General features: G+C 45.6%; 13 protein-coding genes. 2 read left to right on the forward strand and 11 right to left on the reverse strand.

Features of this window, described 5'->3' with window-relative positions:
* The first annotated feature begins 136 nt into the window (after positions 1–136).
* Positions 137–2,335: a cell wall-binding repeat-containing protein gene (locus tag DOT_RS05645; RefSeq protein ID WP_009615368.1), complete on the forward strand. Its 2,199-nt coding sequence runs from the start codon at positions 137–139 to the stop codon at positions 2,333–2,335.
* 95 nt (positions 2,336–2,430) lie between these two features.
* Here DOT_RS05645 and DOT_RS05650 read toward each other — a convergent pair whose 3' ends face one another.
* The 11 genes from DOT_RS05650 to DOT_RS30295 form a co-directional block, all read right to left on the reverse strand.
* A complete protein-coding gene (locus DOT_RS05650; RefSeq protein ID WP_085930974.1) occupies positions 2,431–3,006 on the reverse strand; it encodes an HDIG domain-containing metalloprotein in 576 nt (191 codons plus the stop codon).
* Between the two features lie 147 nt (positions 3,007–3,153).
* Positions 3,154–3,474: an AzlD domain-containing protein gene (locus DOT_RS05655; RefSeq protein ID WP_009615370.1), complete on the reverse strand. Its 321-nt coding sequence runs from the start codon at positions 3,472–3,474 to the stop codon at positions 3,154–3,156.
* 13 nt (positions 3,475–3,487) lie between these two features.
* Positions 3,488–4,237, reverse strand: coding sequence for an AzlC family ABC transporter permease (locus DOT_RS05660; protein ID WP_009615371.1), 750 nt, complete (start codon positions 4,235–4,237; stop codon positions 3,488–3,490).
* Positions 4,234–5,520 carry a 3-phosphoshikimate 1-carboxyvinyltransferase gene (gene aroA, locus DOT_RS05665; RefSeq protein ID WP_009615372.1) on the reverse strand — a complete coding sequence of 429 codons (1,287 nt, stop codon included), beginning with the start codon at positions 5,518–5,520 and terminating at the stop codon, positions 4,234–4,236. The genes DOT_RS05660 and aroA overlap by 4 nt, the downstream gene beginning before the upstream one ends.
* A gap of 62 nt (positions 5,521–5,582) precedes the next feature.
* Positions 5,583–6,485: a prephenate dehydrogenase/arogenate dehydrogenase family protein gene (locus DOT_RS05670; protein WP_009615373.1), complete on the reverse strand. Its 903-nt coding sequence runs from the start codon at positions 6,483–6,485 to the stop codon at positions 5,583–5,585.
* Positions 6,479–7,510 (reverse strand): 3-deoxy-7-phosphoheptulonate synthase, encoded by a 1,032-nt coding sequence (gene aroF / locus DOT_RS05675; protein WP_009615374.1) that lies wholly within the window; start codon positions 7,508–7,510, stop codon positions 6,479–6,481. Before aroF ends, DOT_RS05670 begins: the two co-directional genes overlap by 7 nt.
* 524 nt (positions 7,511–8,034) lie before the next feature.
* Positions 8,035–8,403 carry a chorismate mutase gene (aroH, locus tag DOT_RS05680; protein ID WP_009615375.1) on the reverse strand — a complete coding sequence of 123 codons (369 nt, stop codon included), beginning with the start codon at positions 8,401–8,403 and terminating at the stop codon, positions 8,035–8,037.
* 12 nt (positions 8,404–8,415) lie between these two features.
* The gene (locus DOT_RS05685) at positions 8,416–8,835 is read right to left on the reverse strand and encodes a HutP family protein (RefSeq protein ID WP_009615376.1); all 420 of its coding nucleotides are present in this window, start codon (positions 8,833–8,835) and stop codon (positions 8,416–8,418) included.
* A gap of 549 nt (positions 8,836–9,384) precedes the next feature.
* Positions 9,385–9,849 (reverse strand): hypothetical protein, encoded by a 465-nt coding sequence (locus DOT_RS05690; RefSeq protein WP_009615377.1) that lies wholly within the window; start codon positions 9,847–9,849, stop codon positions 9,385–9,387.
* A gap of 71 nt (positions 9,850–9,920) precedes the next feature.
* The gene (locus tag DOT_RS05695) at positions 9,921–11,231 is read right to left on the reverse strand and encodes an NAD(P)/FAD-dependent oxidoreductase (protein WP_009615378.1); all 1,311 of its coding nucleotides are present in this window, start codon (positions 11,229–11,231) and stop codon (positions 9,921–9,923) included.
* Positions 11,232–11,352: 121 nt separating this feature from the next.
* A complete protein-coding gene (locus DOT_RS30295; protein ID WP_009615379.1) occupies positions 11,353–11,733 on the reverse strand; it encodes a hypothetical protein in 381 nt (126 codons plus the stop codon).
* Positions 11,734–12,505: 772 nt separating this feature from the next.
* On the opposite strand from DOT_RS30295, the gene DOT_RS05705 reads away from it, so the two are divergent.
* On the forward strand, positions 12,506–12,775 hold the full coding sequence (locus tag DOT_RS05705; RefSeq protein ID WP_009615380.1) for a carboxymuconolactone decarboxylase family protein: 270 nt from the start codon (positions 12,506–12,508) through the stop codon (positions 12,773–12,775).
* Positions 12,776–12,789: the final 14 nt, after the last annotated feature.

Raw genomic sequence — 12,789 nt, forward strand, 5'->3', positions numbered from 1 at the left:
AGTCAGTCATAAACAATCTTACCTTCAATTCCCTGTTGATATCTAAGACTATTATTGCTATAGTTCTATTTGTCTTCACAAACTTTTAACATTTTATTTGCATAATGATTATATTGATTAGAGAGGAGTTTTTTGCTTGAAAACTTTATATTCAGGATTTACAGGACTTCTAGCTTTAATCATGATTATTGCTTCGACAATAGTTCCAGTCCCTCTGTTGGGTGGACCCACACCCGTGTTGGCATCCACGGATGCTAGACCTGCAGCAGCTTCCTCCCAACTGGCTGCGGGCGCTAACTTTGGCTTAGCGGTCGACGCTCAAGGAAATGTATGGGCCTGGGGCGACAATTCCGAGGGCCAATTAGGACAGGGAGTTGCTGACACCAATCCTGTCGCCACTCCGATTCAAGTCAAGGATCTTACAAATGTCATTTCTGTTTCCGCCGGAGGTGTCCATGCTTTGGCCTTGAAAGCTGACGGGACCGTCTGGGCCTGGGGCAACAATGAGACAGATCAACTTGGCGTTGACCAGGCTTCTCCGATTGCCATTCCCAGACAGGTAGAAGGTCTACAAAACATTGTGGCTATAGCCGCAGGGTTAGAGTTCAGCCTGGCCCTAAGTTCCGATGGCAAAGTGTGGGCTTGGGGCGCCAATGAGTATAAACAGATTAATTATTTCAGTGACGCAATCAAAATCGCCACGCCACAGATAGTCAATAATCTGTCCGGGGTAGTTAAAATAGCTGCCGGTAGCGCCTGGTGTCTGGCTCTCAAAAACGATGGCACAGTCTGGACATGGGGGGCTCAAAAAGTTCCTATGGGAAATGACGATCAAGACGGCGAAGTCACAAACATTACTAACTTAACCCAAATTAACGGAATTTCAGATGTTATCAGTGTTTCAGCTGGTTATAGCCACAGCTTGGCTTTAAAAGGAGACGGAACTGTCTGGGGATGGGGCAGCAATGAACTTCTGCAACTGGGCAGCCATGATCAACAGTGGTTCGACTCACCAGTTCAGATTTCTCCTCTGAAAAACGTGACGACAGTGAGTGCCGGGGCTTACCTGACGATGGCTCTAACCAATGATGGAACAGTTTGGACCCTAGGAGGCAACATCTACGGACAGCTTGGCAATGGCATAAAAGCTGACAGCCTACCGATTACAGCCTATCCGGTAAAGGCTAGTAATATCACACAAGCCACCAGCATCTCTGCAGGCTATGGCTTTGCCCTAGGACGGGCCCTAGGCAGTGTTTGGGGCTGGGGCGATAATTCTAAAGGCCAATTAGGCGCGGGTATTGTCAACGTGATGGGAGAAGACGACTATGACGGGACTTATGCACCGATCAGCGGCCAGCTCAGTCTTTATCCAACGTCTGCGCCCTATCTGAGCCGAGTATCAGGCAATGATGCCGTAAATACTGCAGCCGAGATTGCTAAAGAAGGCTGGCCGAATGGTTCTTCAACGGTAATCCTAGCTACGGTGATCAATTTCCCGGATGCTCTAGCTGCAGCGACACTTGCTCATCAATTCGATGCACCGATTCTGCTTACCAACAGCAAAACACTCGATCCTGCTATTCAAGCGGAAATAAAGCAGCTTAATCCGACTAAGATTATTATTGTAGGCGGGAAAGCCGTTGTTTCCGAGACGATTGAAGATTCACTGAAACAGAAGTATAGCGATGTTACCCGCCTAGCTGGTTGGGATCAATATGAAACTGCCGCTAAAATTGCCGATTATTACTACTCTGTCAACCCTGATGCTCCGAAAAAAGTCGTTATTGCTAATGGTGACAACTTCCCCGATGCGCTTTCTATCTCATCCTGGGCAGCTTACAACCATATTCCAATTCTCTTAACTAAGAATAACCAACTGCCTAACTCTACTTCTACTGCACTCCAGCAGCATGACATTGCAGATGCTATATTAGTAGGAGGACGAGCAGTAATTAATGATGAAGTGGCCAATGCCATTACCACTACCGTCTCAACCCATTGGGACTCCAATGATGAAAACAGAAGCCTTGTACGTTACTGGGGAATGGATCAGTATGAGACCAGTGTCGCAGTAGCCAGGGGGTTACGCACCGATATTACTGCCCTTGTAATCGCTACTGGTGAAAACTTCCCCGATGCCCTCGCTGGATCTGCGCTAGCCGCGCGCACTGGCAGCCCCATTATCTTAGTCGACAAGCAATTAACAAAAGCTAGCGTGATGAACTTCTTAGCTGACAACAGTGGTCAGATTCGTAGAATCTACCTTCTAGGCGGAAAAGCGGTCATCCCGGATTCTTCCTCGACATATATAAGTCGGTATATGGCTGGGTAAGACATTATCTTTGATGCCAAAAGAGAGGTGCTACGGAACTTCAGTTTCGCAACACCTCTCTTCTTTTCTCTTTTAATCATTGAGATCTTACAGACTTAGGAAAGTTCTCCTTTTAATCCTATACTATCGGCTACATTTTGCATACCTTTGATTGTTTCTCCGATGATGTAGTCAAGTTCCATACCCAGCATTTTTGTCCCTTGCTCAATGACTTCCCGGTTTACACCTGCAGCAAAGCTTTTCTGCTTCCACTTTTTTTTGACCGATTTAAGTTCAAGGTCAAGAATACTCTTGCTTGGTCGTAAGAGAGCCGTAGCCGCAATTAAACCAGTTAGTTCATCGATGGTGAATAAAATCTGCTCCATCCTATGAATAGGTTCAACATTGCAGCATATCCCCCAGCCATGACTTTCCACTGCATGGATATAGTCCTCGGGCCAGTTATGTTCCATAAGTATTTCCCTAGCCTTTAGGCAATGTTGTTCAGGATACATTTCGTAATCAACATCGTGGAGCAACCCGATAATGCCCCACTTTTCCTTTTCGACTTCTCCTAGAATATCAGCAAAATGAAGCATAACAGCTTCAACAGCCAGAGCATGCATGATCAGGCTCTGATTTTTATTGTACTTAGTCAAAAGATCGTCGGCTTCTTTTCTTGTTGGTATCATCTGTTCCACACTAACTTTCTCCTCATGATTCATTTTTTAAAAATACTAATCCTTAATAACTTTAATGTCAACTTGAAAAGGAATTAACTATGTCCTAAGGATTAAACACTCCTCTAAACTTTACGCAACCTTTTATGCATAATTAGTCTAGTGCAGAAACTTATCCAATCCCCAGAACACACTCATCCCAAACACGATTCCCATAAAAAGATTTGGAACAAATCGAGCAAAAAGAAACGTTAAGAGACCCGCCCATAAATAGGGATTATGGATTACAACGATCGAACCTTTTGGTGTCACTAGCTCCGGAATGACTAGGGCTGCCAGTAAGGCAATTGGAACCAATTCTATAAAATCTCGGACAAAACCATGGACATTTTTCCCCTTGAACAGCAGGAAAGGTAAAACACGTGCGCCATAAGTGACTATTGTCATCAATAAAATCGTCTCCAGAAATTGGATAGGCATAGAACTCTTCTCCCTACTTGTTAAGCTTATCGTTTGGCCTTTTGCCGGCAATCGAAAGTGTGTGTCCTCTTTGACGCCACCATGCCCCAATTCCAGCTGCCAATGCCACACTTAAGATAAGATAAATTTTTCCGGGGATGAGCAACTTAAAGACGACGGCAAGTAGCGCAGCTAGAAGATATGTCATGGCATTTTTTCTGGTTATAGAGGTCGTCGTCAAAATAATAAATAAGGCCAAAAGAGCAAATTGGAAACCTGAAAATTGAATAGGGAGCCATCTCCCAATCAGACCTCCAAGAATCGTAAAAACGAGCCAGGAAGCGAATGCGCCCAGATTAATTCCCAACATAACCTGGCGGCGGTCTTCTTCTTGGACTACCTCCTTGAGAACTTTCGTGTTGAGCACGAAAGTTTCATCAGTGAGCCCGTGAGCCAAACCTAGAGACCAAGGTAAAGTTCTTGTTGGGAAAAAAGGAACAACCGAGACACTCATCAACACATGGCGGATATTGACAATGAGTGTAGTTAAGCCAATCATCCAGATGGTAGCTCCTTGATGAAGCATTTCAATCGCGATAAACTGTGACGCACCTGCAAAAACAAAGAAAGACATCAGTCCAGCTTCCCAAAAGGTTAAGCCGAACTGAGTCGCTAGAATTCCAAAGGTCACCGCCACTGGAGCATATCCAATTGCTATTGTTAACGACTGGCGCAAACCATAAGCAAAGCTCTTTCTTATTTCAAGGGATACTGCTTGATTCATAGAGCTACCTTCTCGATCACTGCTAAGAAATTGGGATACGATACATCGGCTGCAGCCATATCTTCCACGCTAATCCCTTCCTTGGATAACATTCCAGCAATAGCCCACGCCATAGCTAACCTATGATCGCCAAGACTACTCGCTTGTCCGCCGCGCAAGGAAGGCTGCCCCTGAATGCGTAATCCATCAGGAAGTTCCTCTACCTGGGCCCCCAATGCGGTTAATCCCTCAGCGACCGTACGGATGCGGTCAGTTTCTTTGACTCGAAGTTCTGCGGCATCCCGAATGACTGTCTCTCCTTCGGCTAGGCTAGCAGCCACAGCCAAAATTGGGATTTCATCAATCAAGCGCGGAATCATGTCCCCTCCGATTTCGATTCCTTTAAGTCGCGCAGGGCGAACACGTAGCGTTGCCCTCGGCTCACCACAGACATCCGAAACATCGAGCAGATCGATATCCGCTCCCATGCCCTTGAGGGCATCCAATATTCCCGTACGTGTTGGGTTCACACCGACATTCGGTAAGATAATTTCTCCACGTCCAACCAAACTTCCTAAGACGAGGAAAAAAGCCGCCGATGAAATGTCACCTGGAACAGAAACATCTTGACCCGTAAGGCGGCCACCACCGTGAACTCTTACCACGGCCTTATCACTGAGCACCTCAACTCCAAACCCTCTGAGCATACGTTCAGTATGATCTCTAGAAAGAGCCGGTTCCTCAACTTTCGTTTCTCCACTCGCTCTCAGCCCTGCTAGGATTATCGCCGATTTTACTTGTGCCGAGGCTACAGCAGTTCGAAAGGCTTGTCCTTGTAACTGACCACCACTCATCGTCAAGGGGAACTGATTACCGCCAAGACGTCCCATAAATTGAGCGCCCATCTGCTTGAGAGGATCGGTGACCCGCCGCATGGGACGAGATCGAAGAGACTCATCTCCAGTAAAGGTTACAGAAAAAGGGCTACCTGCCAACACTCCAAGCATCAGCCGCGAAGTTGTCCCTGAATTACCAGCATCAAGTACATCCGTTGGCTCCTGCCAAGCTTCCATACCTTCGCCACGAATCCAAACCTCCGTCCCTTGTCTCTGCCAAGCGACCCCCAGTTGTTTTAAACACTGAAGCGTACTTAAACAGTCCTGACCTAATAAGAAATTCGAGACATGGGTTTCTCCATGAGCCATTCCACCTAAAAGCGCTGCCCGATGGGAAATGGATTTATCACCCGGAACTCGGATTTCTCCCTGCACACTGGAGACCGGCTTTATAAACACGCCTCCCATAGATATTAACCTCCTTAGTTATCAATTAATCGATTAGTTGATTCACTGTTTCTACCGTTTACTTAATTGATAAATTTCCGGACTTCATGGGCCTTTCTAAACGCTTCAGCAATATCCTCTCCAGCTCCCTGCTGAATGCATTCCCGTAACTCTATTATTCTTTTTTCCCAAAGGGTAAGCCCATCAAGAATTGCCGGTGCATTCCTCAGCAGAACCTCCTTCCACATCTCTGGAGAACTGTCTGCAATACGCGTCAAATCTCGGAAACTCCGTCCTGCTAACTCCAGTGCCGATCCCTGCTCCTTAGAAGCATCCTGCGTAGCTAAGGTTAGTGCTACCGCTAATAAATGGGGAATGTGACTAACCATGGCTACTTCTGCATCATGCTCCCTTGGCTCTCGAAACACTACTTTGGCTCCAAACTGTTGAACAATTCCAACCAGCTTTTGAACCACCTGTTGCGGGCAATCGACTTCAGGGGTTAAAACATAAGGATACCCCTTAAAAAGTCCGGGATCTGCGACCCCAAACCCGGACTGTTCCGAACCTGTCATAGGGTGACCTGCCACGAAATGGAAGTCGCAAGAGCCAGTTTGAGCACTTATTCGCGATTTATGGCAAATTTCCATCTTTATGCTGCCAACATCGGTAACGACTGCCCCCTTAGGAATTCTGCCTACTAATTGGTCATACCCTTTTGCTAATTCCTGAAGTGGAAGAGCTAAGACAATCAAATCAACTTCTAAAAAATGCGGCATTTCCGTCCAACCTGCCTGGATCCATCCCCTACGTACAGCTTCATCGATACTGGCCTCCTCCGGGTCGACGGCAAAAACTTCCCATCCAATCTGATGCAAAGCACCTGCCCAAGACCCGCCGATCAGCCCTAAGCCGAAGATGCAGGCCTTCGGAATACGAAGGCCTGACCATCCCGGCGTTAAAATCACCTCTGGACTATCTAACACGAACTCAATTCCCCCAATCTACGATCTAGTGCGGAAGTAAGCCTAGCCAGATCATCCATCATACTTTGAAACTTTTCAGGCGTTAAGGACTGTTTTCCATCCGAGACAGCCTTTTCCGGATGTGGGTGAACTTCAACAATCAAACCATCCGCTCCTGCAGCCAAAGCTGCTTTCGCCATAGGATGAACTAATTGCCACCGCCCTGTTCCATGACTTGGGTCAATAATGACCGGTAAGTGGGAAAGGGAATGCAGAGCAGGAACCATGCTTAAATCAAGGGTATTTCGTGTGTAACTTTCAAAGGTTCGAATGCCCCTTTCACAGAACATTACTTGGTAATTTCCTCCGGCCATAATATATTCTGCTGCCATCATCCATTCCTCTAAGGTTGCAGACGGCCCTCTTTTGAGGAGGACAGGTTTTCCACATTTGGCCACTTCTTTGAGCAGAACAAAGTTTTGCATGTTCCGAGCACCGATTTGGAGAATATCCGCATACTCCGCTACCAAAGAAACGTCCTTGGCGTCAATTACCTCTGTAATCACCATCAGTCCCGTCTCATCGCGAGCTTCAGCCAAATAGCGCAATCCTTCTTCCTCTAATCCTTGAAAAGAATAGGGAGAAGTACGCGGTTTGAAGGCACCACCTCGTAAAAAGGTTGCCCCAGCTGCGCGCACAGCATGAGCAGATTCTAAGATCTGTGCTCTACTTTCGACTGCACAAGGTCCGGCCATAACGTGAACGGTACCGCCTCCAATTTCATGTGCTCCAACCCGAATAATAGTATCCGCAGGGTGAAATTCACGGCTGACCAATTTGTACGGCGCCAAAATAGGCACTACTTTTTCGACCCAAGGTAAGGCTTCTAAATCAAGAGCTTCAATCCTCTGGCGGTCTCCAATTGCCCCCATGATCGTTTTCTCCACGCCTTGAGAGAGATGCACCTTGAAGCCTCCTTCTGTTAACCGTGTGGAAACCTCTTCAATTTGCTCTGCCGTCGAACCCATTTTCAAAACAATAATCATTCTCTCCGACCCCTTTCTACCATACTACATTATTTGTACTAGTTTCTAAAATATACAGCGCTTGAGCCTCCTGGGTTTTTCTACCATACTGCATGATTTGGACTACCTTGTCTCAATTCTTAAAAAGAGACAAGGGGACGATTCTCAAATCTAACTTCTAACTTTTAAAACAAGAAAACCGTCTCCTTGTATCTCTAAATACTTACACCTACCTTATGTGAGTTTAAAGACTTAACCAACAAAATGATATAAAGAAGTTATTCTTTCTGACAGTACAAAAAGACGCCCTGAATAGAGGGCGCCATAACTCTTAATCGCTCCCGTCCTACTATCCTACTTAACTTTGGCAAGTCCTTCTCCACGAAGCACCCACGGAATATCTAAGGTTAACCATCCTACATAAGCTTTGCCAAACAAAGCTTTAACAAATCCGAAAGGCAGAAATCTAAATTTAAATTATCTTACCACAGAAAGGGCTATCCTCACAACCCCTATAATACGATTAAATCCTTCGTTCGTCCTGCCTAATTATCAGCATCAATAAGATCTTTCCGTAGAAAGACAGCATTTCGTAAAAAGATATGCCGGACTTCTCTTTGATTTCGCGTAGTATTAGCGTGTAATAGCACTCTAATGCAGTGTGAGAGTGAACCAGGCACCGGGATTTCTGTCGCACAAAGTAGCGGTACCAACTGCCAACCTATGCCACGTGCACTAGACGCAGGAAAATCAGCGTTTAAATCAGATGTAACGGTAAAAATGGCACTAACTAAATCTTCCGTACAAAGCTGATTTTCCGCTAGCATCATTTTTAAAAGTTCTTGAGTAGCTTCCCGAATCTCCTCAGCATTATTGCGATCTACTGTCGTCGCACCTCGAATTCCTCGAACCATATCCTACCTCCCTTATTCTTTGGGAGCAACGCGATGTCCCAATCCCACTGCCACCTCATCCAGATGTAATAACCCAATTCCAAAAAAGATCGCCACGCTTAAATGATCATCTTGACGAGCGATTCCAATCTTTCCACCAATATTCAAACCAATGGCTTTGCTCATAATTTGACTTAATGCCTCACGAGTAGCACCTGCTACTGCACCTTCATCTCCATGTGTCTCTTGAATAGCCCCTTCGCGTTTGGCGGCTACTATGGCGCGTTCTACAATCTTGCGGACTGAACTGATGTACTCACCACCGTAGTCTACCGCGGCGGTTTTAATCCCCAGACGTAAATATGACTCTTTTAAATGAGTTTCTTCTTCACGACTCTCTGTCATAGACATCTTTAATGCAGCGAGTGCAATTTTTTTACTCTGTGCCTTCATCATGCTCTTCCTTTCACTTAAATTTACACTGACCCGCTGGCCGAAGACACTGTCTTCGCACGTTTTAGCCTTCTTGCAGGATGGCAGGCGCCGTGATGGCGAGAAGGGACCGCTGGCCAAGGATCCGGACAAGATGTTCGAGGTTAGAGCATCGCCATGACTCGAACAAGGATGTTCAAGGTTAGAACGCCGCCATGGCTCAAACAAGGATGTTTGAGATTAGAGCATCGCCCGAAGAACTGTCTTCGCACGTATTAGCCTTCTTGTAGGATGGCTAGATGCCGTATGGCCGAGTGTCACTAATAAAAAGACACCTTAATGGTGCCTTCGTTTTTTCAGAAAACCGTCTCACCGTTCTTCAATCCTACAATTATGTTTCATACAAGCCTTTTTTAAAGAAAACAATTGTGATTTAAAGGTTCGCTTTTTCCGCCCTACCGTACTACCCTCCTTTTCTCACCTACAGGAATAAATAATCATTCCAGTTGGTAAATAAAGAAAAAACTTTAGTTGCTGCAATTATAGTACGCCAACACGTCATTTGCAACACTACGGCCTCACTGTCAAGTTCTGAATATCACCCTGCAATACCACAGTCTGATTCTGACGGGGTTCAAGCAACTGAGAATCTTTTTTTAAGACCTGAACCCTTACTGTCTGAGACACGCCTATCCCGTCCAACTGAATTTGACCGGATTGAACCATTATTTGCAGTTCTCCTTTTGCTAAACTACCCATAACTTGCCCATTTTGAATCACAAGAATCGGAGCAGGGGGTGTCGCTTTTAAAGTAACCTGCCAAGTCTTGACTGACTTTGAAAAAGAAGGCAAGTCTAAGGGTGGCGCTTCGACCTTTGACGCCACCGCCATATAGAATTGAAGCGGATCTCTTACCGCACTTAGCTGCATTACTATAAGTAATACCGATGCCAAAACCATTACCCGGATGATCCGGCGCTCCCCCCGCTGTACTATGTTCCACATCCATTCTAATACACTCTCTCTACGACGCACGCATAACCACCTCGAAAAGAGTTTATGCAGGAGGTGGATTAATCAGACCACCTAAACTCAGACGTCAGAGGTCAGAAGCCGGATGTGTCAGATCGTTGTATTCCCTTTTTCTGATCTCCGGCCTCTGTTATCCGACCTCTGGAATCGCAAGCTGCCCGTCCTGCTCGGTATCCCATTGCAAATGCAGCCTGCAGGTTATACCCACCCGTTATTCCATCGACGTCGACTACCTCACCAGCCCAATATAACCCTTCTACACATTTAGAAGCCATTGTTTTCGGGTTAATCTCCTTAACATCAACACCTCCGGCCGTTACAATCGCAGTTTCTATTGAAAGGGTGTCTGTGATCGTCAGAGGTAATTCTTTCAACAATCCTACCAAGTGTTTTCGTTCTTCACGGTTAATTTGATGTACTACCCTTTCCGGGTTGATTCCGCTCAAACGGATCATGACTGGTATTAGGCTTTGCGGTAAAAGGTCATCCAAAGCATTTTTGAACTGCTTATTACTATACTTCTGGAAATCCCGTTGAACTCGGGCGTCCAACTGTTCTTGCGTCAGAGCAGGCTTCAAATCAATTTGCAACTTGACTTGTTGTCCTTCACGAAGCGCATCCCCAGCCTGACGGCTTAGCGTTAAAATTATAGGTCCGGATACCCCAAAATGCGTAAATAGCATTTCTCCAAACTCTGTCGTTCTCTTCTTTCCGTCGATCCACAATGAGGCCTCGACATTTCGCAGGGCAAGTCCCTGTAGCTCCTTCACCCATTCTTCGGGAGCTTTGAGGGGGACCAAAGCCGGTCGCGGTGTAATCACACGATGCCCAAGTTTTCGTGCAAACCGAAACCCATCCCCGTTTGACCCAGTCGCAGGGTAAGAGGAACCTCCGGTACATACGATGACAGCAGCGGCCAATAGTCGCTTTTGGCCTGCCACTCGTACCCCCACGACATGTCCATTTTCAACCAAAATTTCTTCCACAGCTATGCCCGATCGTATCTCTACTCCTTTGTCTTTAAGAAAGCTCACCAAGGCTTCTACCACTGTTTCTGCATCATCAGAGACAGGGAAAACTCGTCCTCCCCGTTCGACTTTTGTCTCTATCCCGTAACTGGCCAAAAAATCTCGTAAGGCCACGTTATCAAAATCCCTCAAAATGCTATGTAAGAAGCGGCCATTTCCAGGATAATGGCTCATAAAATCCGAAACGTTTTCTTCATTGGTAATATTACAACGTCCTTTGCCTGAGATAGCTATTTTCCTACCCAGGCGTTCTTTCTTCTCAAGTAATAGCACCTTTGCTCCACCTTTGGCAGCTTGTCCAGCAGCCATCATTCCAGCCGCTCCGCCACCAACTACAATAACCTGATATTCGTTCATTAATTATATTCCTTTCTCTTAGGTCTGTCGTACAGCCAAACTAACTACGGCAGGGGTAGCTAAAAACTCTCCCACAAGACCTTGAACTATACATCTTATGAAGATGATTTGATGGCATTGTCTAACGTTTCTTCAAATCATAAAAAGACATTCCAAAAGAAGTACCTAATGTTATAGAAAATGTTCGAATAAAATCTATTTTAGATGGTCTAAAAAAATAATCTAAAACTATAATCAAAACACTACTCGTAACAAACATACCAATAAATTTTAATGACTTTTTTCTCATTTCTATCCATTTTAATTCTTTCATGTTCAGAATAGTAATAAACCAAAAATAAAGAGCTAATAAAAAAACAATACTCAGATATCCTATTACAAATTTAAAAGCTAATTTATCATCAATACTTTCGCGAATAATAAATATAGTAATTATGGCTCCTAAGCCAAATAATATGTATATAATTGCTTTTAGAATTAAGGATTTTTTAATTCTTACCACCTCTATAAATATAGTAACATACCACACTCTAAAAGTGAAAGCGCGCTGTAATGGCGCGTATGTACCTGCCCAAGATACTCCCTCACCCCGTCAACCAAGTCAGAGAAAGTCTTAGCTTTGTGAGCATGCAAATCGCGTTTGCGTCAAGGAACGCAAACAGAGTCACGGATCCAGAATGCAAGTCAGAACCGTCCCAAACTTCCAACTTGCGTCCCCCTCATCCTCCCAAGACATTCCCCAGCATCGTTTTCCCCTCGTCGACCCCAGCCAGAGGAAGTTTCTTAGCTGAGAGAGCGCTTAAGTGGAATTTGCGTCAATGAGCGCAGTCGATAAGGCGTGAAGAAACTTAACGGGACTTGTCCATGACTCAAACAGGACGTTTGAGGTTAGAGCACCGCCCGAAGACAGTGTCTTCGCACGTATTAGCCCTTCTTGCAGGATGGCAAGGTGCCGTGATGGACTGATGTCGTGGTGCCCACGAAGACACTGTCTTCGCACGTATTAGCCTTCTTGCAGGACGGCATTGCATTCGACCAGAAAGCCCAGAGGTTTTGAGTTTTAGCCTTAGCGACAAGCGAATAGCAAATGCAACGTGCGCGAACACGATAGTCTCCAGTGGAGAGTATCGCCGAAGCCGTGATCCCCCAAAGGAATACATACCGGCGTAGGATGCTAAGAAACTTCCTCCCTCCTTTGCCCTTGAAACTTATCTGTGCTAAGATTGACAATATATCCCTCGTCAATAGATTAAGAATATAAGGAGGAATGCTTCATGAGTCTTGACCAGCGCACCCTCATCGTGACACAGATTTCTGCTGCAGTGGCGTGTAATGCCCTAGCCGCTCTCCGTCTTGCTGTCTCTGAAGCTTTAAAGGTAGGCTTAAGCCCAGAGGAAATCAAGGAAGTTGTAGCCTTAGCCAAAGAAATTCAACAACAGCCCATTTCTCACGTATCCCATTTAACTGATCAACTTCTGCGAGAACCGAAGAAAACGACGCATGAACACAGTGCTCACTGCGGGTGTGGTTGCCACCATGCCTGAGCCTGTGCAATAAA

This window comes from Desulfosporosinus sp. OT, from assembly GCF_000224515.1.
Lineage (GTDB): Bacteria > Bacillota > Desulfitobacteriia > Desulfitobacteriales > Desulfitobacteriaceae > Desulfosporosinus.

Excerpts from the sequence above, each read along its gene's own strand:
- aroH (WP_009615375.1), bottom strand. The coding sequence starts at position 8,403 with ATGGTTCGAGGAATTCGAGGTGCGACGACAGTAGATCGCAATAATGCT.
- DOT_RS05650 (WP_085930974.1), bottom strand. The coding sequence starts at position 3,006 with ATGATACCAACAAGAAAAGAAGCCGACGATCTTTTGACTAAGTACAAT.
- aroF (WP_009615374.1), bottom strand. The coding sequence starts at position 7,510 with ATGATTATTGTTTTGAAAATGGGTTCGACGGCAGAGCAAATTGAAGAG.
- DOT_RS05695 (WP_009615378.1), bottom strand. The coding sequence starts at position 11,231 with ATGAACGAATATCAGGTTATTGTAGTTGGTGGCGGAGCGGCTGGAATG.
- DOT_RS05655 (WP_009615370.1), bottom strand. The coding sequence starts at position 3,474 with ATGCCTATCCAATTTCTGGAGACGATTTTATTGATGACAATAGTCACT.
- DOT_RS05685 (WP_009615376.1), bottom strand. The coding sequence starts at position 8,835 with ATGAAGGCACAGAGTAAAAAAATTGCACTCGCTGCATTAAAGATGTCT.
- aroA (WP_009615372.1), bottom strand. The coding sequence starts at position 5,520 with ATGGGAGGCGTGTTTATAAAGCCGGTCTCCAGTGTGCAGGGAGAAATC.
- DOT_RS05660 (WP_009615371.1), bottom strand. The coding sequence starts at position 4,237 with ATGAATCAAGCAGTATCCCTTGAAATAAGAAAGAGCTTTGCTTATGGT.
- DOT_RS05705 (WP_009615380.1), top strand. The coding sequence starts at position 12,506 with ATGAGTCTTGACCAGCGCACCCTCATCGTGACACAGATTTCTGCTGCA.